This is a genomic window from Simiduia agarivorans SA1 = DSM 21679, assembly GCF_000305785.2.
GTDB lineage: Bacteria > Pseudomonadota > Gammaproteobacteria > Pseudomonadales > Cellvibrionaceae > Simiduia > Simiduia agarivorans.
This window is the reverse complement of sequence record NC_018868.3, coordinates 2,412,427-2,434,009: the sequence shown is the minus strand read 5'-3', so window position 1 is coordinate 2,434,009 and position 21,583 is coordinate 2,412,427. Positions and strand designations below refer to the sequence as shown.

Genomic DNA, 21,583 nt, shown 5'->3' with positions numbered 1-21,583 from the left:
GGGCAAGGTCTTTTTGGGACATTTGCCCGAAGTGTACTAAAAAAATCAGCTGGCTGCGGCTTTGGCCTGATCAAACTGATCCATCAGGTGTTGGGCCGGTGCCGGGGTCTTCAGGCTGACCAATACCAGCGCAACACTGGCCAGAATAAAGCCGGGGACAATTTCATACATGAGACTGCTGAGGCTCTGACCGTCGATTTCGATCGGCGCGTAGAGCCAGAACAGCACGGTAGAGGCGCCGGTGACCAGGCCGGCAATGGCGCCCGCGCGGGTGGTGCGACGCCAGAACAGGGAAAACAGAATCAGCGGGCCGAATGCCGCGCCGAAGCCCGCCCAGGCGTTGCTCACCAGACTCAGGATGGTACTGCTGCGGTCATAGGCGAGCCAGATGGCAATCAGTGCCACGGCCAGCACGCTGCCACGGCCGATTAACAGCAGCGTGGTGTCAGACGCGTCGCGGTTCAAAAACGCTTTGTACACGTCTTCGGTCAGCGAGCTGGAACTCACCAGCAATTGCGACGAAATGGTGCTCATGATGGCCGCCAGAATGGCCGCCAATAAGAAACCGCTGATCAGCGGGTGAAACAGCGTCTGGGCGAAGAAAATAAAAATCGTTTCCGGGTCGGTGAGCGCGGCATTGGTGTCGGCCACGTACGCCACGCCGGTGTAACCGACGGCCAACGCGCCCACAATGGTGACGATCATCCAGCTCATGCCGATGCGGCGGGCGGCGGGAATATCTTTCACGCTGCGGATCGCCATAAAGCGCACGATGATGTGCGGTTGACCAAAATAACCCAGGCCCCAGGCCATGCTGGAAATGATGCCAGCGAAGGTGACGCCGGTAAAAAACGTCAGCAGTGCGGGGTCTTGTTGCTGCACGGTGCGGTTCATTTCTGCGATGGAATCGAACTGACCGAAGGCGATCAGCGGCACCAGAATCAGCGCCACAAACATGATACAGCCCTGCACGAAATCCGTGAGCGACACGGCCAGAAAACCGCCGAACAGGGTGTAGATAACCACCACGCCAGCGGTAATCCACAGCCCCATTTCGTACGACAAGCCGAACGAGCTCTCGAACAGTTTGCCACCGGCGACCACGCCGGAGGAGGTGTACAGGGTAAAGAAAATAATAATCACCAGGGCGGACAAAATGCGCAGTGTCCGGCTGGTATCGTCGAAGCGCTTTTCAAAATAGTCGGGCAGGGTAATGGCATCGCCGGCAATCTCTGTGTAGGTGCGCAGCCGCGGTGCTACCAGCAGGTAGTTGAGCCAGGCGCCCAGCACCAGGCCGATGGCAATCCAGCTGGACGACAATCCGGTGACGTACATGGCGCCGGGCAGGCCCATCAGAATCCAGCCGCTCATGTCGGAGGCCCCGGCAGAGAGTGCGGTGACCGCAGGGCTCAGCTGGCGTCCGCCCAGCATATAGCCGGAGACGTCCTTACTGGCTTTGCGCCAGGCGTAAATGCCGATGCCGATCATGGCGGTGAAATAAAAGGCCAATGAAATTAATTCGCCGGTTTGCATGCACACTCCGTCATCTGTGTATTATTTGGCCGCTATTTAAACATATTGGCGGGCGGCTGTTTACCGGCAGACATAATCGTGCCGAAACCGGCATTGCAGGACACGCGCTGCCACTCAGCTGCTTTATGGCGCGATGCTATTGCGTGGAGGGGGGCGGCACAGGCCCCGCCGTGCGGCGGGGCGGCGCCGATCAGATGGGGCAGGTAAGCTCGCCCAGGCGCTTGGTGAGCAGATTGTTTTCGCGATAATCGATGGGAATCACCAGCAGGCTTGGGCCGGATTCGGCAAAGCATTGTTTCAGCGCTGCCTGTAAATCAGTGGATTTATCCACCCAGTGACCGTGCCAATCGAAGGCTTCTGCGAGCTTGAGCCAATCGGGATTGCCAAAATCCAGATCCGTGTGGCGGCCGAACTCGTTGTCCTGTTTCCAAGCGATCAGACCGTAGGCGTTGTCGGCCCAGACCATCACCGTCAGGTTCAGATTCAATCGGCGCGCGGTTTCCATTTCCTGCACGTTCATCATGAAGCCGGCGTCGCCACTGATGGCGAGAATATTTTTATCGGGGTTGATCAATGCCGCAGCGATGGCGCCGGGCAGGGCGAAGCCCATGGAACAAAAGCCGTTCGGAATCAGGCAGGTGTTGGGTTCATGGCACTGAAAATGCCGCGCGATCCACATTTTGTGCGCGCCCACATCGCTCAATAAAATGTCCTCGGGCCCCATGACCGCGCGCGCGTCCCACAGGGCTTTTTGCGGGCGGATACTGCCTTCGGTGTTATCGTCTTTGTGTTTGGCCAGCTCCGCACTCATGTCGCGGCGCACGGCGTTTTGTTGCGTGAAATCAAACGAAAACGCGCCCGGGTTTTTATCGACCCGTTCGTTCAGCATCCACAAGGCGTGTGCCAGATCACCCACCGCTTCCAATTGGGGGTGATAGTTTTCATCGATTTCTGCCGGTAAGAAATCGATGTGAATCACCGGCTTAGTGCGGCCGTTGTTCCACAGTTTGGGGTGGTACTCCACCATGTCATAGCCCAGACAAATCACCAGATCGGAGGCATCTACTGCGCAGGCCGGGATGTCCTTGGCGCCAAGGCCGATGGTGTACAGGCAATAGGGTGCGTCCATGTCCACGCAGCCTTTGGCCATAAACGTCGACACCACGCCGATGCCGGTTTTCTCGCAGAATATCCTCAGCTGTTTACTGGCGCGGCGGCGGATGCAGCCGTTACCGGCGATGATGATCGGGCGTTTGGCGCTTTTGATCCGGTCAAAAATCCGGTCCATGGCCTTGTCGTCGGGCACCGGCCGACGGAATTTGCGTACCGGCAGGGGCGCCTTATCGATCTTCAGCTTGGCAATATCTTCCGGCAGTTCCACATGCACGGCGCCGGGCTTTTCGGTGCGCGCCACGCGTACGGCTTTGCGCACGATTTCGGGGATGTTTTCCGGGTGCCAGATGGTAGTGGCCCATTTGGTCACCGGTTTGAACATGTTGACCACGTCCATCACCTGATGGGATTCCTTGTGCAGGCGGGTCGAAGCGCCTTGGCCCGTGAGCACCAGCATGGGCGCGCGATCCATGTTGGAATCGGCCACGCCGGTGATCAGGTTGGTGGCGCCGGGGCCCAGGGTACCCAGACAGCCAGCCGGGTTGCCGGTCAGGCGCCCGTAAATTTCGGCCATGAAGGCGGCGCCCTGCTCGTGGCGGGTCAATATGAAGCGGATCTGATCGGAGTGTTCCAGCGACATCATAAAGTCGGCATTTTCCTCGCCGGGCACGCCGAAAATGTATTCCAGGCCTTCTTCTTCAAGGCACTTCACCATCAGGTCAGAGGCTTTCATCAGGTTTCTCCCGGTTTCAATATCCTGAAAGGATAGACCATTTAGTCATAAAGCCTAAAATGGAGGCTGTCATCATGGAGGTGGATATGGATTGGGGCATTTGGTTATTGGCGTTACTGGGTGATTTGCTGGCACTGGCGGTGGGCTTGGGACTCTTGTGGGTGGCGTACGCCTGGTTGGTGGATCGAAGCCAGACCCGTCATACCATCCGGCGCAATTACCCGGTGATAGGCCGTTTCCGCTACCTGTTTGAACACCTGGGGGTGTTTTTCCGGCAGTACTTTTTTGCCCAGGACCGGGAGGAAATGCCGTTCAATCGGGCCGATCGCAGTTGGGTGTACAAGGCGGCAAAGCGCAATGGACTCAACATTGCGTTTGGCTCCACCCGCGATATGGACAAGCCCGGTACGCCGATCTTCCTCAACGCATTTTTGCCGGTGGACGCCAACAGCCATGAGCCGCCGGCGGCGATTACTTTTGGTGCCGATTGTCCATCGCCCTATACCACACGATCCATTTTCAATATTTCGGCCATGAGTTTTGGCGCGCTGTCCGCGCCCGCGGTGCAAGCGTTGTCGGCCGGTGCGGCCAAGGCGGGTTGTTGGTTGAATACCGGTGAGGGCGGACTCGCGCCGCACCACCTCAGTGGGGGGTGCGACATTATTTTCCAGATTGGCACGGCCAAATACGGTGTGCGCAATGACGCCGGTGAACTGGACGAAAAAAAGCTCGCGGCGGTTGCGGGTCACGCCCAGGTGCGGATGTTTGAAATCAAATTGAGCCAGGGCGCCAAACCCGGCAAAGGCGGCATACTCCCGGCCGATAAAGTCACCGCCGAAATTGCCGCCATTCGCGGCATCCCGGAAGGTCAGGCGTCCATATCGCCGTCATCGCACAGCGAAGTGCACAGTGTGGGCGATCTGCTCGACATGATCGAACGGGTCCGCCGCATTACCGGTAAACCCACAGGCATCAAATTTGTTCTGGGTGCCAGCGAATGGCTGCACGAACTGTTTACCGTGATTGGCGAGCGCGGTCACGCCAGCGCGCCGGATTTTATTACCCTGGATTCCGGCGATGGTGGGTCCGGTGCGGCGCCACAACCGTTGATGGATAATATGGGGCTGCTGATCAAGGAAAGCCTGCCGTTAGTGGTGGCATTGCTGACCCAGTACGGTTTGCGCGAGCGCATCCGGGTGATTGTGGCGGGTAAACTGATCACGCCGGGCGCGGTGGCGATGGCGCTATGCTGTGGCGCCGATGCGGTCAACAGTGCGCGTGGTTTCATGTTTGCCCTGGGGTGCATTCAGGCGCTGCAATGCAATAAGAACACCTGTCCCACGGGTATCACTACGCACAATAAAAAACTACAGCGCGGCCTGGTGCCGGCGGAGAAAAGCGAACGGGTGGCGGAGTATCAGCGGCAGATGACCGAGAGCGTGTCGATGATTGCGCATTCCTGCGGCGTGCGCGAGCCGCGCGCGTTGCGGCCGTCGCATGTACGCATTATTACCAGCCCCGGGCATTCCATGCCCATGCTGGATTACGTGGCACGCCAGGAGCAATCATGATTCTTCGTCGAGATAAATCTCGATGCTGAGCGCGAGGCCGGGGTCGGCTTTAAAATCGTATTCGCGGGTCCAGGCGACGAATGGCTGGATTTCCCAGAACAGCCATTCGCGATAAAAGCGCTTGCGGTAGCGATACCAGAGCCGGTGCCCTTCATCGTCAAAATTTCTTAAATGATTGACGGAAGTGGATACCCCCACGCCCCAAGCGCGGTTGCGATTGACCTGATGCAGGTATTCCACACTGGCGTCGTAATCGGCGCCAACAAAGTCCTCACTCACATCCAGCGTCTGCCGGATCCGGATCACTTCATTCACTTTCTGGCGCAAGGTGGTGTCGAAATCCAACTGGGTTCTTGCGCCCCAACCCTCGGCCGTGCGGTAGAAAAAGCTCTGGCCGGCGGACACCAGCACGTTGGGTGTTAATTCCAGTCGGCCGGAACTGCCGGCCTGGATGAACACCTGCGGTGTGCCGCCGCCTTGCACACCGGACGACAAACGGATGTCGTAGTTGTCGGTCATCTTGACCGCGTAGCTCAATGCCGCCGAGAAGGGGTTGTCGGTCTGGTCATCGGGCAGGGTCCGGCGCCGGTCCAGGGTATCGTAAATACTGTTCGGGTCTTCGTTGGTCAGCAACAACCGCAGACGTTGCTGGGTATGAGGCAGGGTCACGCGCGAGCGGATGCGGACATCCTGCTTACAACCATCCTGATTGCGGCAGGAGAGCTTGGGGGTAATGCGCAGGTCGTGGCTGGCGGTGTCCTCGGTGTTACTGCGCTTGAGGGCGAAGAAGTTATCAAACCACACCACCGGACCGGTGGCGGTGTCGTGCACGTATTCGCGCGTGGTGTCGATCCAGTTCTGATCCTTTTCCTTGACCAGAAAGGTGGGCCAGATATCGGGGTTGGCCAGGTGCTGGCGGGTGTGCACGACCATCCGCAGGTTGAGTTCGTGGCTGTTGTCGTAAGGCCGGTAATCCGCGGGCGCATGATGGATGTCAATTTCACCGTGCTGGTGTCCATCCTGCCGTGTATTCGCCGACCGCTGTAAATCGGGCCATTCGGTGATGGTCCATGGGGTGGGCGTGGCGGGCAGTTGCGCCTGCTGCCCGATGGCCTCCAGCCAATCGGGCTGGGGCGCCTGAGCCGCGGTTGGCGCACTGGCCGCCAAAATCCCTGTGACTATGATTGTCGATACTGCCTGGTGCATCCTCGCCCCTGATACGACTGCGTATTGCCTATTCTAGCGCCTGCGCCTTGCCATGGGCAGTGGCAGCCAGGGCCCGATTTTGGTATAAGCCATGCCATTCCCGCACTTTGAAGGCTGCGGGACGATAAAGCCATAACTATCAGGATCGAAGATGTCAGAGCTGATCCCCGCCGTACAAGCGGACGAACGCGTCTCCCTTAAAGAATTCACCGAGAAAGCCTACCTGGACTATTCCATGTACGTGATTCTCGATCGCGCACTGCCGCACGTGGGCGACGGCCTGAAGCCGGTGCAGCGTCGGATTATCTACGCCATGAGCGAGCTGGGCCTGAAGGCCAGTGCCAAGTACAAGAAGTCGGCGCGTACCGTGGGTGATGTGATCGGTAAATTCCACCCGCACGGCGATTCGGCCGCCTACGAGGCCATGGTGCTGATGGCGCAGCCGTTTTCCTACCGCTACCCGCTGGTAGACGGCCAAGGTAACTGGGGTTCACCCGATGACCCGAAATCCTTCGCGGCCATGCGTTACACCGAGTCGCGCCTGACCAAATTCTCCGAAGTACTGCTGTCCGAGCTGGGGCAGGGCACGGTGGACTGGTTGCCCAACTTCGATGGCACCCTGAACGAGCCCGCGGTGTTGCCGGCACAGGTGCCGCATGTATTGCTGAACGGCACCACGGGGATTGCCGTGGGCATGGCCACCGATATTCCCCCGCACAACCTGCGCGAAGTGGTGAGCGCCTGTATTCATCTGATCGATAACCCCAAGGCCAGTGTCACCGATCTGTGCACGCACGTATTGGGTCCGGACATGCCCACCGACGCGGAGATCATCACCCCGCGCGATGAAATCATCAAAATGTACGAAACCGGCCGCGGCAGTCTGCGCATGCGCGCGGTCTGGACTATGGAAGATGGCGACGCCGTGGTGACGGCGCTGCCGCATCAGGTCAGTGGCGCTAAAGTGCTGGAGCAGATAGCGGCCCAGATGCAGGCCAAGAAGCTGCCCATGGTGGCCGACCTGCGCGATGAATCCGACCATGAAAATCCCACCCGGCTGGTGATTGTGCCGCGCTCCAACCGCGTGGACATGGATCAGATGATGCAGCACCTGTTCGCCACCACGGATCTGGAACGCACCTATCGCATCAACATGAACATGATCGGCATCGACGGCCGGCCGGCGGTTAAACCGCTCAACACTTTGTTGAGCGAATGGATCAGCTTCCGCACCGTCACCACCCGCCGGCGTTTGCAGCACCGCCTGGAAAAGGTGGAAGAGCGCCTGGAGCGCCTGGCCGCGTTGATGATTGTGTTCCTGAACGTGGATGAAGTGATCCGCATTATCCGCACCGAAGATGAACCCAAGCCGGTGCTGATGGCGCGCTTTAATCTGAGTGAAGCGCAGGCGGAATACATTCTCGATACCAAGTTGCGCCAGTTGGCGCGGCTGGAAGAGATGAAGATCAAGGAAGAGCAGGAAGCGTTGGAAAAGGAAAAGGCCAACCTGCAGAAAACCCTGGATTCCGCGGTAAAACTGAAAAACCTGATCAAAAAAGAATTGCTCGAAGTGGCGGAAATTCACGGCGACGAGCGCCGTTCGCCCATCGTGGCGCGCGACGCGGCGCAGGCCTTCAGCGAAACTGAGCTCATGAGCGCCGACCCCATCACGGTGGTGATTTCCGATAAGGGCTGGATACGCGCGGCCAAAGGTCACGACATTGACCCGGCCGCCCTCAGCTACAAATCGGGCGACAAATACAAGCTGTCGGTGAAAGGCAAAAGCAACCAACCGGTGCTGTTGCTCGATTCCACCGGGCGCTCCTACAGCCTGGCAAGCCACACCCTGCCATCGGCCCGTGGTCAGGGCGAGCCTATAACCGGCAGCCTCAACCCGCCCAGTGGTGCCACGTTTGAGGGTGCCCTGATGGGTGCCGACGAAGATAAGGTCCTGCTGGCCACCGATGCCGGTTACGGCTTTGTGGGCAAATTGGGCGATATGGCGTCTAAAAACCGCGCCGGTAAGGCGCTGTTGACGCTGCCCAAAGGTGCGCGCGTGATGGTGCCGACGCAGGTCAACGACGCCGGTTCTGACCTGTTGGCCGCCGTGTCCAACGAGGGCCGCCTGCTAGTGTTCCCGCTGTCGGAATTGCCGGAACTGGCCCGCGGTAAAGGCAATAAAATCATGAATATACCCAGCTCGCGGCTGCAGGCGCGGGAAGAGTATCTGTTGGCCGTGGCCGTGCTCAAGCCGGCGGACGAGCTGACCATTTACTCGGGCAAACGCCACCTGACACTCAAGCCGGCCGATCTCGAGCATTACCGCGGCGAGCGTGGGCGGCGGGGCAATAAACTGCCGCGGGGCTTCCAAAAAGTCGACAGCGTCGCAGTGCAGCACAAGGAATAGTCGGGATTCTTGCCGCAGGCTGCTAGAATCGGCTCTTCAGGCCCTGGCAAGGACGCCTGAATGCACATTGAGGTGAATTATGGGAAAGAAAATTTTTAAATTGGTGGTTCTGGTTGCGGTATTGCTGGTGGCAGGTCGCTGGCTGTTGCAATGGGATATCCGCAATAAAGTCGACGATGCCATCGCCGACCTGTCGGGTGTGATGTATATCACCTACGGTCGCCTGAGTCTGGGCTTTGACGGGGTGATCACCGTTAACCGGATTCAGGTGAATTCGGTTGATGGTGAAGATTTCAGTGCCTTCATTCAGTCGGTGGAAGTGGATATGGAGTCGCTGCCAGCGCTGGTTCAGCAGCGTTTCAGCCGTGCAGCGCCTGAATCCATGAGCATTAAAATCTCCGGTGTGAACGCCAATCTGAACCACGTAGCGGCGGCGGCCGAAGTGGATGTGGATTGTACCCATCCGGAGCGTCAGCCGGCCCCCTGGATGCTGGGTATTGATGCCGACAGCGACGTGAGCCTTAAGTATCAGTACGGTGCTGCTGCACGCGACCTGATTGTGGATATCGATCTGCTGGTGCGCGGTGCCTACGAATTCTCCACCCAGTTGCGGTTCGGCGAAGTGAGCAGCAATCTGCAGCGCATGGGTTCGCTCGATCTGATCCGCTTCAATTTCGACGACATCCGCAGCATGAAGGCCTGGTCCGAGTACTGCGCCCGTCACCACAGCATGGACGTGCCGGCGTTGCATGCCGCTCACCTTGCCGGGGTGGAAAAATACCTGGCTTACCGGGGCCTAGGCCTGAGTGCGCCTGCCCGGGCCGCGTACGCCCGATATCTGGAGAACCCCGAGCGCCTGACCTTGCGCTGGTTGCTCAATATCAACTTCGATGAGCCGGAAGCACCGGAAGTTATCAGTCAGCGGATTATGGACCGCTTGGAAGTGGAACTCGCAGGATCGCCCATTTCGCCTATATTTATAGAGGTGGAGCCGTTGCGCGATGAACCCAAAGTGGTCGCACCGGTACAACCTGCGGCACCGAAAGGGCCGTTTGAAATCAGTTTTGATGAAGCGCGTGGCTATGTGGGTAAAACCATTCATGTGGTCACTGGCAGTAAAACCACGACCGGTACTGTTATCAGCGTGGGTGAGTCGGAACTGGTGGTTGAGGTGGTGAGAGACGGTGTCAATCGCTTCTCCATTACTTTCTATCGCAGCCGCCTTGATCAACTGTTGGTGGACGACAAGTAAGCTGCGTGGCATGGCGGCCGTCTGCGTTGGACGGCCGATCACACGGACCCTGGCCTATGACCAATGAAAACAGGCGTTACCCACGTATTCCGGTGCGTTGCCGGGTACTGATCACGCACGATTCATTTGGTGAATTGATGGTGCAAACCCGCGATATTTCCGATGGCGGCATTTTTATTGTCACCGATCCGCAGGAAATGCCGCCGGTAGGTACTCAGGTGCGTGGCCAGGTGCAGGGTATGCTCATGGATGCCCCTATCGTCGATATGCTCATTGTCCGGGTCGAGCCCGGTGGCCTTGGCCTCAAGTTCGTTTGAATCGCTGTTCCTGCCGGTACGGGAAGGTGTCGTTGATCTTTCCGTCCAGTAGTTCTGTCTGAATTTTTTGCCAATAGCGGTAATCGTACAAATCCTGGTGGTAGCGCTCAAAGGCGGCACGGGCTTGCGGTGCGCCGGTAAAAAATAACCTGAATTCTTCTGGGAAAATGTCGTTTTCGGCCACCGGATACCAAGGCCGGTCGGCCATCTCTTCCTGCTCGTTGCGGGGCTCCGGGATCTTGCGGAAATTGCACTCGGTAATCAGACAGATTTCATCGTAGTCATAAAACACCACGCGGCCGTGGCGGGTGACGCCGAAGTTTTTCAACAGCATGTCGCCGGTAAAAATATTGGCGGCAGCCAATTGTTTTATGGCCAGCCCGTATTCATTCATCACGTCGGCCAATTGGTTTTCGTTTGCCTCGGCCAGATAGAGATTGAGCGGCGTCATCCGGCGCTCGGTGTACAGGTGTTTGATGATCACTGTTTTACTGGTGATGATGAGTTTTGACGGCGCCACCCGTTGCAGTTCCGCGAGCAGTTCCTCGCTGAAGCGGTTGCGGTAAAAAATAAAATTACTGTATTCCTGGGTGTCGGCCATACGGCCGGCGCGATCCGAACGGGACACCAGTTTGTATTTTTCTTTAACGATGGCCTCGGTCACGGTTTTGGGTGGATCGAACCGGTCCTTGATGACTTTGAATACCACGTCATAGCTGGGCAGGGTGAACACACTCATCACCATGCCGCGGATGCCGGGCGCTTCCACAAACAGGTCATCACTGGCTTTCATGTGATTGATGGTGTGCCGGTAGAACTCGGTCTTTCCGTGCTTGTTGAAGCCCAGGGCGTTATAGATTTCCGATACATCTTTGCGCGGCATCAGCGTGCGCAGGAACCGGACAAAACGTGAAGGAACCGGCGTGTCCACCATGAAATAGGAGCGGGTAAAACTGAAGATCCGGCTGACGCTGTCCTGGTCCAGCAGCAACGCGTCGGCAAAAATACCGTTGCGCTCATTATTCTGAAAGGCGATGACAAACGGGCAGATGAGGTTGTCGAACACCAACCGGCCCACCAGGTAGGCGCCTTTGTTGCGGTAAAAAATGGATTCCAGTACATCAATGCGGCCATGGACGGGATCGAGACCGGCCTCAGTCAGGTGCTGGTTCAATGTCTGGTCAATGCGCGCCACATCGCGCGCCATATCCTCCCACGGCGTGGAGAAGGCGAACTCTTCGAACAGCCGCTCGATAATGGTTTGGGTGCCGGCGTCGAGCGGATAGCTGAAATAGATACTGTAGTTTTCCAGCTGTTTGTTGTCGGTGGCTTTTGAGGGTTTTACAAAAAGATTGGAATCATGAATCTGCTGGTGGTCGAACAGATTGCAAAAAATAGAATTGAAAAACGTCTCGGCAATTTCATAGTTGTTGTGATTGCTCACCAGCTGGGCATAGGCCTGCCGGGCCTGTTGCCAGAGCGAAAGATCCAGCACATTTTTACTGGTGACGGTGCCCACTAACTGGCGCACCTGGTCGGCCTTGGTTTTGTACAGCTCGATGCGGTCGCGGTGCGCGCTTTGTGCCCTGGCCCAGTTGGCGGTTTCAAAGCGCGCCTTGGCGCCCAGGGTGATGTTCTGGTAGTCGGCAAAGTAGGCGTCAAAGCCATTCAGAATGGTGCGGGCGATGCGTTTGGCGCTGGGGCTGGAGCTGGGCTGGTTCACGTGACTTGAGGGCCTCGCACAGACGGTTACAATGATGCATCCTGCCGTAAATCGGCATCCGCTGCTTGCATGTTCACTATAGTCCTATGAAATACGTCCGGCACCTGGCCTGTATGGCCGCCCTGATTATCGCCCTGTTGCCCGCCACGGCGTCGGCCCTGGTCATTCTTCAATACCATCACATCAGCGAGTCCACGCCGGCGGCCACCAGTACCAGCCCGGCGCGTTTTGTCCGCCATCTGGAGTTGATTGAGGCGGCTGGCTTTGCGGTGGTGTCGCTGCCGCAGGTGCTGGCGGCGCTGGAGTCCGAACAACCCCTGCCGGATAAAACCGTACTGATCACCTTTGACGATGCCTATGAGTCGATTTACTCGGTGGCTCACCCGTTGTTGAAGACCCGTGGCTGGCCCTATGTGGTGTTTGTCAGTACCGATGCAGTGGATAGCCGGGCGCGGCACATGATGACCTGGGACCAGCTGCAGCAAATGAGTCGCGAGGGCGCAGCCATGGCCAACCACAGCCGCACGCACGGGCATTTGGTACGACGCACCGGCGCGCTCACCGACGATCAGTGGGCAACGCAGGTCATGGCCGACATCGAACAGGCGGAAGCGCGTATCAAAGCGCAGACCGGCCACGGTTATCGCGCTTTTGCGTACCCCTACGGCGAAAGCAATCAGGCCTTGCAGACCCTTTTAGACCAAGCCGGCTATGTGGCATTCGGCCAGCAAAGCGGGCCGGCCACTCGTCGCGACAAGCTGGCGCTGGCCCGCTTTCCCATGGGCGGGGATTACGGTGACGATGCGGACTTCACGCTCAAGTTGCGCACCCTGCCGTTACCCTATGAGGGTTTCCGCCTGCAGACCGGCACCGGCGCAGACCTGCCGGACGGGGTGCTCGCGCGGGCGGACAGGCCGGTGCTGAGCTATCAGCTGCCGGCATCCATCGCCGGCCAGGTGCGTTGCTATGTGAGTGGTCAGGGGTTGGCACAGGCGCACCAGGCCGATGCGGGTTGGGTGGCTTTTCAGGCCGGCCGGCCGCTGGCGCCTGGCCGTTCCCGCTACAATTGCACCGCCCCCGCAGGTAAAGGGCGCTTCTATTGGCACTCCACCGCGTTTTTGCGACCAAAGGACGATGGCAATTGGCCGTTTGAACCCTAAAGGCCGCCGAATTCGCTTGTACTCTTGTCAAGGGCCACCTAGAATGATTGCGCTTTACCGTTTTGCCGCTCAGCCGAAAGACTTTTTGCCTTGCTCTGCGCTGCTGGATGGATAAGTTGGATCTTCGCCAGGGACGCGGCGCTTTATATTTTGAGACGAGGTTTAAAATGTCTACTATTCACAATGGTACCGTTAAGTGGTTTAACGATGAGAAAGGTTATGGTTTCCTGCAGCAGACCGCTGGTGGCCCGGATGTATTCGTACACTTCCGCGCAATCAACGGCACAGGTCGCAAGACCTTGGCTGAAGGTCAGTCAGTGACTTTCGAAATCACTCAGGGTCAGAAGGGCCCACAGGCTGAAAACGTAACACTCGTTTAATCAGCCCGCATAAAAAAACCCGGCAATGCCGGGTTTTTTTATGCCTGGTGTTTTTCACTCCAGCTTGTTGCCGCGGATCATCGCGCGCAATTCCCGGATGTATTCATCGCCCCGGGTGGAGTAGGCCTGCAGGCCGGCAACCATGTCGTAGCCCTTGAGTGGCTTACCCGCTGCCCGGGCCGCCTCGCGGATGTCGCGGATTTCAGAGTAGCGGTGGAAGGCGTTGATGTTCTGGAAGTAGGCCGCGATGCCCTGATCGACGCTGTCGAACGCTTTTACCTCATAGGTTTTGCCCGCCGGCCGACTGTTGGGCACGATGCCGCAGCCCGGGCGGAAGCACCATTGGCCAAACAGGTTGTTGGCTTCGCGTGCGAACCGGCTTTGGCCCCAGGCCGACTCGATGGCGGCCTGCGCCAGCACCATTGACACCGGAATGGTATCCATGCGGCGCATGAGTACCGGGATCGCTTCTTCATCGGTCAAGGATTTGTCGATTCTGTAGCGCTTGCGCATTTGCTTCATGTAACGCTGTTGTGCGCTGGACAGCTGTCCGCCATTGGCAATGAAAATTTCAATCCCCTTCAGTATGACCCGCCGTTCCCGGATCAATTGGTTCTGGTACTCCACCGCCGGCCGGAGGTAATCGAAAAACGCCTTTTTGCGGTCAGGGATGTGGCTGATGGCGGCAAAGTCGGGCAGTTGCCGGTAATCGTATTCGTTATTGAGCTCGTTCTTGATGGTGCCATCGTGGGCGACCAGCTTGAGCTTTGACAGAAACTGGTCGGCGTAATCCTCAAACGCGGCGTCGGCGGTTTGCTGTAAGGCCAGCGCGATACGCGCCTGGTATTCCTCTTCGGTTTCGCTGGTGAAGTCCAGCCCCGGTTCCTTCAGAAAAGAGCGACGCTCCATGAGTGGGTTGCTGGCCAATGTGAGGGTCAATGCCAGTACGGCGACTACATAGCTGGCGAAAACCCACGCCAGCATTTTGCCTTTTGAATGGTCCATCGTCTCTCCGGCCGCGAGCCGCCGGCTCGCCGCATAATCGGTAAAAAAAGGGTGTATTCAGATGTCCAGCGCTTTGCGCAAACTGGCTAAACGTTCGCGGTTTTCCGCTGAGGACAGAGGTGTTTCAATGGTTTCGGGCAACGCTTTACGTTCGGGCATCTGTAACCGGGTGCCGGCCCGGACCTGTTCGCACAGCGATTTGTAGTGCTGGGCAAACACCGGATAGGCGGTTTTTTCCGGCTGGGTGGCCAGAAAATACCAGTCGGCGGCCATGCCGGCCAGGTAAACCGCCGGGTGGCTCCAGCGTTGCTCGGCTTTGGGCGAGGCCGCATTGCAGGCTTCCACATAGGCGGCGTGGGTGTCGGGCAGTCCGTGGGTCTGGTTGTCGCCTTCGCAGGCGACAATCATTTTGTGCACCGTGGGCAGAAAATCGGACGCTTCGATAACCCGGCGTGCGCCCTGCAGAATCGCCTCCGGGCTGAACCGGGTGAGGGCATCCAGCCACAGGCGCTTGGCCATGTTGAGCGTCTGCACATCCGGAAACGCGGCAAAATACTGGTTGTGGTAATTCAGCCGGAACAGCTCGAACGCCTGGTTGATGGCATCGATGTGGGATTCCGTCGCCCGGGCGCGTTCAGAGCGCCCATGACCGGTCGGCGAGCTGATCGCTGACGCTGCGGTCGCGGGTCCTGCCGTTGGCTGGGTTGGTTTGTCCTGCATTCACATTGCCCTGTTGTAGTGGTGCACCGTTCAGGCGCTTGGCCCATTGGTATTTTACATGCTGGAGGAACTTTGTGTTCCAGGAGCCGTGCAGCTGGCCGGTGTCGCGCCAGTATATACAGAACTCCTTCAATTGCTCGCGGGCAAAGCGCAAGTCGATGTTTGCCAGCGCCAGCACTTCGAACACATCCTCGGACGGGGTCCAGTCTTCCGCCAATGGCCGCGGTTCGGTGTCGTGTTGCAGCGTGGCGGTATAGCGCGCCCACTGGCGGCGCACATGCTGGATAAACTTGCTGTTCCAGGTGCGCGAGGCCTCGCCGCGTTCGCGCCAGTAGAGCACGAATTCGGCAATGGCATCTTCCACAAAACACTGGTTGATGCCGGCGTGGCGCACCAGCACATCGATGGCGTCGGGGCTGGGCCGCCAGCCACTGGCCATGGGGGCTTCCTGCTCGCGCCGGCCGAACTCGGTTTCCTGTTCGCGCCATTTGCGCAATACCTGCTGGATGAACTTGGCGCCCCAGGAATGGGCGGATTGGCCTTGCTCGCGCCAGTAGGTGACAAACTCGGGAATCTGCTCGCGCGCAAACGCCCGCGGGACGTTGTGTTGGGCCAGCTGGGTGTAGACATCCTCGGTGGGTTGCCAATTGGGTGCCATGGGACTGGCGCCGGGGCTGACCTGGTTATGCGGGCGGTTGAGCGGGCTCTGGCTCACCTGCGCGCTGAAGCTGGCCGGCCCTTTGCGCTCGTTCAGGGCCACCCGCAATTCGTGGCTTTCAAAATAGGGTGCACTGGAAATCAGCAGTACGCCCTTGTCGCGCAGGCTCTTGGCGATGCGGGCAATATCGTGGTCGGACCAGAACGGCATCAGCCGCTGGACCTGGTCATCTTTCAGGTGACACCACTGGAAGCCGTTGCTGTGCACCGGGGCCAGATAGCTCATGGCCTCGGTCAACAGGCTCAGCATGACCGCTTCTTCGAGGCCAAGGGTCGCCGCCAGCGAGGGGCTCACGCTGATGGCGCGTTCGGGAATCAGGGAGGAATTCATCCGGCTACTTTATCACTTTCCTAGAGATTGGTGACCACGATGCCGGTATTGGAATTGAATTCGATGTGTTTGGTCAGGTCTTTTTCGTTGCGGTAGCGACAGCTGTTGGCGCCCAGGTATTGGGTGTGGAAGTCGGCCGCGCCCAGAGTGAGCGAAACGCTGGGCGCGCCCGGGCTCAGCACCGCCCGCCAGACATCCAGGCAGTCGTTGCCGGAATTGAGCGTGAGGCTCACGCCCCGGGTGTCGGCGGGCCAGCCATTGGCGTTTACACTCAGGTCACCGCCGGCCTGGGCGGCGGGCAGGGGAATAAAATTGAGTTTGGGACCCGGGCTGCCGGCGGCCAGCCACTTGGCGTTCACCTGATCTACACCGGCTTTGTAGTTGGCGGCGATCTGGACCATGTTGGCGTTGATGGCGCCCTCGAAAAAATTGATGAAGCGTGGAACCGCAATGGCCGCCACAATGCCCAACACCACGATAACGGCCACCAGTTCGATCAGGGTGAAGCCGCGCTGGCGAATTCTTGTGTCAGGCATTTGGCAATGGTCTCTGGTGTGGCGTTACACTATGTCCGGGTTTCGTGGGGCTGATAAGCCGATCTGGCGGATCCTGTTTATTTTAGCCGAAACACCGCGCGGGCGGGAAAGGAGCGATTGTGGCAAAGGCCAAAACCGCGTTTGTTTGTAATGAGTGCGGTGCAGATTATCGCAAATGGCAGGGCCAGTGCAGCGAATGCGGGGCTTGGAACAGTGTGGCGGAAATCCGCTTGGCGCCGGCCACTCGTGCACCGTCCGTTGCCAGCGGCGGCTATGCCGGCGCCACCACCGGAAAGATACAAAAGCTGTCGGATATCAGTCTGGAAGATCTGCCCCGGGTCAGCACCGGCATGGCGGAGTTCGACCGGGTGTTGGGTGGTGGCCTGGTACCCGGCTCGGTAGTGCTCATTGGCGGCCACCCGGGCGCAGGCAAATCCACGGTGCTGCTGCAAACCCTGTGCAAGCTGGCGGAAACCATGCCGGCCCTGTATGTGACAGGTGAGGAGTCGCTGCAGCAGGTGGCCATGCGCGCTCGTCGTTTGAATTTGCCCACCGACAAACTCTCGATGCTGTCGGAAACCAATATCGAACTCATCGCCCAGCAGGCTGAAATCCATCAACCTAAAGTGATGGTGGTGGATTCCATTCAGGTGATGCACCTGAGTGATGTGCAATCGGCGCCGGGTTCGGTGAGCCAGGTGCGCGAAAGTGCCGCCTTCCTGACCCGCTTCGCGAAACAAACCGGCACGGTCTTGTTGCTGGTAGGCCATGTGACCAAAGACGGCTCATTGGCGGGCCCGAAAGTGCTGGAGCACATGATCGACTGTTCGATTCTGTTGGAAGGCTCGCACGATTCCCGCTTCCGTACCCTGCGCGGCAATAAAAACCGGTTTGGTGCCGTGAACGAATTGGGTGTGTTTGCCATGACCGAACAGGGCTTGCGCGAAGTCACCAATCCTTCAGCGATTTTTTTGCAGCGCGCGGATGACATCGCTTCCGGCTCCATTGTCATGGTGGTGTGGGAAGGTACCCGGCCGTTGCTGGTGGAAGTGCAGGCACTGGTGGACAGTTCCAACATGGGCAATCCGCGCCGGGTTGCGGTGGGACTGGATCAGAACCGTTTGTCGATGCTGCTGGCCGTTTTGCACCGCCACGGCGGCATTATGGTGGGCGATCAGGATGTATTCGTGAACGTGGTGGGTGGCGTGAAAGTGGTGGAAACCAGCGTGGACCTGGCGCTGCTGCTCGCCATTGTGTCCAGTTTCCGCGATCAGGCTTTGCCACAGGATCTTATCGCCTTTGGCGAGGTAGGTTTATCGGGCGAAATCCGCCCGGTACCGTCCGGCCAGGAGCGTTTGCGCGAAGCCGCCAAGCACGGCTTCAAACGCGCGATTGTGCCCAAGTCTAACGTGCCTAAAGGTGGTATTGCGGGTATGGAAATTGTGGCAGTGAAAACGTTGAATGAAGCGCTTGAGGCGATCTGATGCTGGCTGCCATGTGGTGGAATGCGCTGCGCTTATTCCACCCTACGGGATTGTTTTTTTTCTTTGTATGTCTAAAACGCGTTACCAAACTGAATATAAAATCCGTAGTTATCGTTTTTACCCACGGCGATTTCTGTACGCACAATCATTTTTTCCTGAGGTTTCAGCAAGTAGGTGATGCCAGCGCCCGCTGCGGGGTACCAATTCTCCGATTCGCCACAATCCTCCTTGCCGCCATACAAACAGGACGCACCTAAAAACGCTGTGGCGCCCCAGCGCTCGCCAAACTGGTAGCGGTGTTCAATTTCAATGGTGGTGTTGTGGGGGGCCAGATATTCGCCGGCTGTGTAGCCGCGTAAACCCACCGAACTGAATGCGGCAGTGGGCGCATCGGCGGTAACGCGGGCGGTGATACGGGTGGCCAGCAAATGCTTATCTGCCACCTGGGTGTAGAGAGAGTATTTGGCTGACCAGGTATCAAAATCGGCATTGCCACTGAGGCTGGAGTTGAAGCGGGTGCTGGAAAACTGAAAGTAGCTGCCCGCATGGGGGTCGTTCTGATGATCGCGGGAATCCCTTTCCGCCACCAGGCCCCAGCCGCTGCCCTGGAAGCCGCTCACATCAAACAAAGCCAGCACAGCTTTGGAAAAATCGTCTTTGCCGGTAATTTCATAGTTGGTGCTGATCAGTTGGCCACCCACAAACCAGTGGGCAGGCAGGCGGTATAAATAGCGCACCATGCCGAAGGTGGCGTCATCTGTGGTGCGGATGTCCAGTCCGGTGCCCAGATAATCTTTGTATTCGTTTTCTATTTTTGCTCCGCCAAGGGCTCCGATGATGCGATGCTGATCGCCCGCCAGATAGGTTTTCGCGAAGGCGCCATAGACCGATGATTGAGTATCGGACAGGCTTCCCGCCACGGCAAATATTGAGGCAGGTGAACGCTTGTCAAAGTGATGCAGGTAACCTGCGAGAAAGCCCAGCGAATTGCCCAGCTTGGGGCTGCTGGAGGCGGTGGGGGTAAGGATCCAGGGTGACTCCTTGCCGGTATCTTCGGATGCAGCGCCGGAAATGGTGAATGCACACGCTGCAATGGCTGTCATCAATCGGCAATATTTCTGTGGCTGTGAGCGCACGGCTTTCCCCTGTGAAAAAGTGTCTCGCCACTGTAAAGGCATAATAGGGCAGGGGCAAGGATGGGCGCGGTGAGCGAGTTGTTGCGGCTGTTTCAGTTACGCGGAGAATAGATTCTGTACGCGGCCTTTATAATCTATTCGTATTACACCTTTTGTCTCTGAATATTTTATTGCTATTTGAGGTGGTTGGTTTATAGTTTCTTTCTTCCAAGCCTATTTTTTCTTTCTAACGCCACTATGCTCTCTTTGATAGTCCACGCATTGGGTTTGGCGCGCTCCATTTATGGCGCGTTAAAGCATGATGATGATTTTCTGGCTTTGTTGGTTTCACTGGTGATCTGCCTGAGTGGCGGCACCGTGTTTTATACTCTGGCAGAGGGCTGGCCGTGGCTGGATGCGCTGTATTTTTGTGTCATGACCGTGGCCACCATTGGTAGCGATCTTTCGCCTGCCACGCCCGTGGCGAAGGTGTTTACCATGGTGTATCTGTTTACCGGTGTGGGCCTGTTTTACGGAGTGGTTTTTAAGATATTGGTACAGATAGTGCAAAGGAACTCCATCGCTAACGCGATCAAGGGTGTGCACAAATAAACTGTAAATTTGGATAAGCCTAGTTGCACAAAGTACAAAAAGGAACTTGCTCTCAATATGCGTTTTCTATCGCTGCTCTCTGCTGTTTTGTTCCTACTCCCGCTTCAGTCGCAGGCTGAAACCACCCACAACAAACTGGCGGCGCTGGGATTGCCGGAAAACCTACCGAACTTTGTGTTGAGTTCGTTGACCCACGACTCTGCCTACATTGAACATGTGATCTATACCGAAGCGCACGGTGAAACCGAGGAGCGCATCGAAGGTTTTTTGGTGTATTCCAAGGATGAGCGCAACAATATTGACTTGCGGGTCAAGTACGATCCGGCCCAGTATCGCAACGAAAAATTTTTGGTTGATACGGTGAGCCGCGAATCGAAAGTCCAATACCGGATCAAAAAGTACGGCTCTACCTACGACCCGAAGACAGTCCAGATCGTCAAACTGGCAGAGGGGAAGTCGCAGGTGACGTTGGAGTTTTCCGAATATGCCCTGCCGCAGGATATTGCCTACTTCCGACATATGGTGGTCACATTCACGGTGGAGAATGGCGTTTTACTGACCGCCGACGTCGTTAACAAGCGCTCCTTCAACTACGACGGTAAGCAAATCAGCCAATATCGCCAACACATTGACTTTGCACCGGCCGATACGCCAGGTACTTATCTATTGAAATCCAAGCAGGTTTCGTTTGAAGGCGAGTGGAAAGGCAAGCCGTATCAGATGATTGCCGAGGGCAACTTTGTGGCCTTTTATGGCGATACTGGCAGCGCCCGGATTATGGATGCGGCCATGCTCAACAAGGTGTCTGACCCGCGTTGGCGTGAAGCCAAAATTGAGCTGGATCAGATGCTGCCCTTTATGGCGGATATGGTGCGACAGCAAGGCATTGATGTGCCTCTGCCTTTTGGTGTTTCGGTGAACTATCGCAAGCAGTATCTGGATCTTGATTTCACCAGTTTCAGTGTGGGCGGTGTGCCCTCGGACGTTATTGAGAATTTCTTTGACCCAAGTCAATCTACTGCCTCAGTTGAAGTTGATAGCATGTCCATCCGCGGTGACGCATTCATCCTGCCGTTTTGGAATATGTTCGGCGTGATTGGTAAAAACCGCACCCAGATTGACGTTGTGGGCCGCTTTAAAGGCGTGAGTTTGTGTCTTGGCATTGAACTGCCCGATGGCTCCTGTCTTGGCCAGTCGCTGGAAATACCCGGGGCGAACCTGCCGGTAAAACTTGATCTCGATTATGAAACTGCCGCCATCGGAACGACTCTGGCGGTGGGCTATCGGAATTACTTCGGCTCCGTAACCGCCACCTACACCCGTTCCATTATGGAAGACTCCACCGGCGAGGGAACCCGAATGTGGGTTGTGGCGCCGGTGGTGGGCTATCAATTTACCGACTGGCGCGCCCAGCTATTGCTGGGTGCCGAATATCAGGATTATTCCGCCAACATGGAAGGCGTGGTGGGTGAGTTGGAATACGATATTGGCATCAGAGCAGCAAAGTGGAGCGCAGGTCTTGGCTTTAGAAAGGAGTTCGGGCAGCACTGGAATCTGTTGGCGCTCTATTCAACGGGCAGTTCACGGGATTCTATGACCGTTTCAATGGGATACCGGTTTTAATACCCCGCCATTCGCCCAATAGCAATTCAGACAATTCAATAAAGG

The 21,583-nt window shown here is 57.4% G+C and carries 18 protein-coding genes; 9 read left to right on the top strand and 9 right to left on the bottom strand.

Annotation, left to right across the window (positions count from 1 at the left end):
* Window positions 1–45: 45 nt before the first annotated feature.
* Together putP and M5M_RS10770 are read right to left on the bottom strand one after the other, a co-directional pair.
* Window positions 46–1,533 carry a sodium/proline symporter PutP gene (gene putP, locus M5M_RS10775; RefSeq protein WP_015047521.1) on the bottom strand — a complete coding sequence of 496 codons (1,488 nt, stop codon included), beginning with the start codon at window positions 1,531–1,533 and terminating at the stop codon, window positions 46–48.
* Between the two features lie 190 nt (window positions 1,534–1,723).
* Entirely contained in the window at window positions 1,724–3,379 is a 1,656-nt protein-coding gene (locus tag M5M_RS10770) for an acetolactate synthase large subunit (protein ID WP_015047520.1), read from the bottom strand.
* An 86-nt stretch (window positions 3,380–3,465) separates the two neighbouring features.
* Here M5M_RS10770 and M5M_RS10765 point away from each other — a divergent pair, with 86 nt between their 5' ends.
* The gene (locus M5M_RS10765) at window positions 3,466–4,950 is read left to right on the top strand and encodes an FMN-binding glutamate synthase family protein (RefSeq protein WP_211216983.1); all 1,485 of its coding nucleotides are present in this window, start codon (window positions 3,466–3,468) and stop codon (window positions 4,948–4,950) included.
* On the opposite strand, the gene M5M_RS10760 is transcribed toward M5M_RS10765, so the two are convergent.
* A complete protein-coding gene (locus M5M_RS10760; RefSeq protein ID WP_015047518.1) occupies window positions 4,945–6,156 on the bottom strand; it encodes a hypothetical protein in 1,212 nt (403 codons plus the stop codon). The genes M5M_RS10765 and M5M_RS10760 overlap by 6 nt on opposite strands.
* A 151-nt stretch (window positions 6,157–6,307) precedes the next feature.
* Between M5M_RS10760 and parC the strand changes: the two genes are divergently transcribed.
* The 3 genes from parC to M5M_RS10745 all read left to right on the top strand — a co-directional run bounded on the left by parC (window position 6,308) and on the right by M5M_RS10745 (window position 10,132).
* Window positions 6,308–8,563, top strand: coding sequence for a DNA topoisomerase IV subunit A (parC, locus tag M5M_RS10755; protein ID WP_015047517.1), 2,256 nt, complete (start codon window positions 6,308–6,310; stop codon window positions 8,561–8,563).
* A 79-nt stretch (window positions 8,564–8,642) separates the two neighbouring features.
* Window positions 8,643–9,815 carry a hypothetical protein gene (locus M5M_RS10750; protein ID WP_015047516.1) on the top strand — a complete coding sequence of 391 codons (1,173 nt, stop codon included), beginning with the start codon at window positions 8,643–8,645 and terminating at the stop codon, window positions 9,813–9,815.
* A gap of 56 nt (window positions 9,816–9,871) precedes the next feature.
* A complete protein-coding gene (locus M5M_RS10745) occupies window positions 9,872–10,132 on the top strand; it encodes a PilZ domain-containing protein (RefSeq protein WP_015047515.1) in 261 nt (86 codons plus the stop codon).
* Here M5M_RS10745 and aceK read toward each other — a convergent pair.
* Window positions 10,119–11,855: a bifunctional isocitrate dehydrogenase kinase/phosphatase gene (gene aceK / locus M5M_RS10740; RefSeq protein WP_015047514.1), complete on the bottom strand. Its 1,737-nt coding sequence runs from the start codon at window positions 11,853–11,855 to the stop codon at window positions 10,119–10,121. The two genes, M5M_RS10745 and aceK, sit on opposite strands and share 14 nt — an antisense overlap.
* Before the next feature lie 86 nt (window positions 11,856–11,941).
* On the opposite strand from aceK, the gene M5M_RS10735 reads away from it, so the two are divergent.
* Complete coding sequence (locus tag M5M_RS10735; RefSeq protein ID WP_024330309.1) at window positions 11,942–13,015, top strand: polysaccharide deacetylase family protein; 1,074 nt, start codon at window positions 11,942–11,944, stop codon at window positions 13,013–13,015.
* A gap of 167 nt (window positions 13,016–13,182) precedes the next feature.
* The gene (locus tag M5M_RS10730; protein WP_015047512.1) at window positions 13,183–13,395 is read left to right on the top strand and encodes a cold-shock protein; all 213 of its coding nucleotides are present in this window, start codon (window positions 13,183–13,185) and stop codon (window positions 13,393–13,395) included.
* 54 nt (window positions 13,396–13,449) lie between these two features.
* On the opposite strand, the gene M5M_RS10725 is transcribed toward M5M_RS10730, so the two are convergent.
* Genes M5M_RS10725 through M5M_RS21000 form a run of 4 tightly spaced genes read right to left on the bottom strand, consistent with a single transcriptional unit; the run spans window position 13,450 to window position 16,704 of the window.
* Window positions 13,450–14,400, bottom strand: coding sequence for a glucosaminidase domain-containing protein (locus M5M_RS10725; RefSeq protein WP_015047511.1), 951 nt, complete (start codon window positions 14,398–14,400; stop codon window positions 13,450–13,452).
* A 57-nt stretch (window positions 14,401–14,457) separates the two neighbouring features.
* The gene (locus M5M_RS10720; RefSeq protein ID WP_015047510.1) at window positions 14,458–15,120 is read right to left on the bottom strand and encodes a replication protein P; all 663 of its coding nucleotides are present in this window, start codon (window positions 15,118–15,120) and stop codon (window positions 14,458–14,460) included.
* Entirely contained in the window at window positions 15,035–16,168 is a 1,134-nt protein-coding gene (locus M5M_RS10715; RefSeq protein ID WP_015047509.1) for a DnaT-like ssDNA-binding domain-containing protein, read from the bottom strand. The genes M5M_RS10720 and M5M_RS10715 overlap by 86 nt, the downstream gene beginning before the upstream one ends.
* Window positions 16,169–16,188: 20 nt before the next feature.
* Window positions 16,189–16,704, bottom strand: a complete 516-nt coding sequence (locus M5M_RS21000) for a prepilin-type N-terminal cleavage/methylation domain-containing protein (protein WP_015047508.1) — start codon at window positions 16,702–16,704, stop codon at window positions 16,189–16,191.
* Between the two features lie 119 nt (window positions 16,705–16,823).
* Here M5M_RS21000 and radA point away from each other — a divergent pair, with 119 nt between their 5' ends.
* The gene (gene radA, locus M5M_RS10705; protein ID WP_015047507.1) at window positions 16,824–18,188 is read left to right on the top strand and encodes a DNA repair protein RadA; all 1,365 of its coding nucleotides are present in this window, start codon (window positions 16,824–16,826) and stop codon (window positions 18,186–18,188) included.
* Window positions 18,189–18,259: 71 nt separating this feature from the next.
* Here the strand turns inward: radA and M5M_RS10700 are convergent, their stop codons facing one another.
* Window positions 18,260–19,291 (bottom strand): BamA/TamA family outer membrane protein, encoded by a 1,032-nt coding sequence (locus tag M5M_RS10700; RefSeq protein ID WP_015047506.1) that lies wholly within the window; start codon window positions 19,289–19,291, stop codon window positions 18,260–18,262.
* 270 nt (window positions 19,292–19,561) lie between these two features.
* Between M5M_RS10700 and M5M_RS10695 the strand changes: the two genes are divergently transcribed.
* Both M5M_RS10695 and M5M_RS10690 read left to right on the top strand, forming a co-directional pair.
* Window positions 19,562–19,915, top strand: coding sequence for a potassium channel family protein (locus M5M_RS10695; protein ID WP_024330306.1), 354 nt, complete (start codon window positions 19,562–19,564; stop codon window positions 19,913–19,915).
* Between the two features lie 57 nt (window positions 19,916–19,972).
* Window positions 19,973–21,538: a hypothetical protein gene (locus tag M5M_RS10690; protein ID WP_015047504.1), complete on the top strand. Its 1,566-nt coding sequence runs from the start codon at window positions 19,973–19,975 to the stop codon at window positions 21,536–21,538.
* The last annotated feature ends 45 nt before the right edge of the window (window positions 21,539–21,583 follow it).

What these genes read in the sequence shown, in the direction of transcription:
- M5M_RS10720 (WP_015047510.1), bottom strand. Translation starts at nt 15,120, where the DNA reads ATGCAGGACAAACCAACCCAGCCAACGGCAGGACCCGCGACCGCAGCG.
- M5M_RS21000 (WP_015047508.1), bottom strand. Translation starts at nt 16,704, where the DNA reads ATGCCTGACACAAGAATTCGCCAGCGCGGCTTCACCCTGATCGAACTG.
- M5M_RS10725 (WP_015047511.1), bottom strand. Translation starts at nt 14,400, where the DNA reads ATGGACCATTCAAAAGGCAAAATGCTGGCGTGGGTTTTCGCCAGCTAT.
- M5M_RS10750 (WP_015047516.1), top strand. Translation starts at nt 8,643, where the DNA reads ATGGGAAAGAAAATTTTTAAATTGGTGGTTCTGGTTGCGGTATTGCTG.
- M5M_RS10690 (WP_015047504.1), top strand. Translation starts at nt 19,973, where the DNA reads ATGCGTTTTCTATCGCTGCTCTCTGCTGTTTTGTTCCTACTCCCGCTT.
- M5M_RS10735 (WP_024330309.1), top strand. Translation starts at nt 11,942, where the DNA reads ATGAAATACGTCCGGCACCTGGCCTGTATGGCCGCCCTGATTATCGCC.
- M5M_RS10760 (WP_015047518.1), bottom strand. Translation starts at nt 6,156, where the DNA reads ATGCACCAGGCAGTATCGACAATCATAGTCACAGGGATTTTGGCGGCC.
- M5M_RS10695 (WP_024330306.1), top strand. Translation starts at nt 19,562, where the DNA reads ATGCTCTCTTTGATAGTCCACGCATTGGGTTTGGCGCGCTCCATTTAT.
- M5M_RS10715 (WP_015047509.1), bottom strand. Translation starts at nt 16,168, where the DNA reads ATGAATTCCTCCCTGATTCCCGAACGCGCCATCAGCGTGAGCCCCTCG.
- M5M_RS10700 (WP_015047506.1), bottom strand. Translation starts at nt 19,291, where the DNA reads ATGACAGCCATTGCAGCGTGTGCATTCACCATTTCCGGCGCTGCATCC.
- M5M_RS10745 (WP_015047515.1), top strand. Translation starts at nt 9,872, where the DNA reads ATGACCAATGAAAACAGGCGTTACCCACGTATTCCGGTGCGTTGCCGG.
- parC (WP_015047517.1), top strand. Translation starts at nt 6,308, where the DNA reads ATGTCAGAGCTGATCCCCGCCGTACAAGCGGACGAACGCGTCTCCCTT.
- M5M_RS10765 (WP_211216983.1), top strand. Translation starts at nt 3,466, where the DNA reads ATGGATTGGGGCATTTGGTTATTGGCGTTACTGGGTGATTTGCTGGCA.
- putP (WP_015047521.1), bottom strand. Translation starts at nt 1,533, where the DNA reads ATGCAAACCGGCGAATTAATTTCATTGGCCTTTTATTTCACCGCCATG.
- M5M_RS10730 (WP_015047512.1), top strand. Translation starts at nt 13,183, where the DNA reads ATGTCTACTATTCACAATGGTACCGTTAAGTGGTTTAACGATGAGAAA.
- M5M_RS10770 (WP_015047520.1), bottom strand. Translation starts at nt 3,379, where the DNA reads ATGAAAGCCTCTGACCTGATGGTGAAGTGCCTTGAAGAAGAAGGCCTG.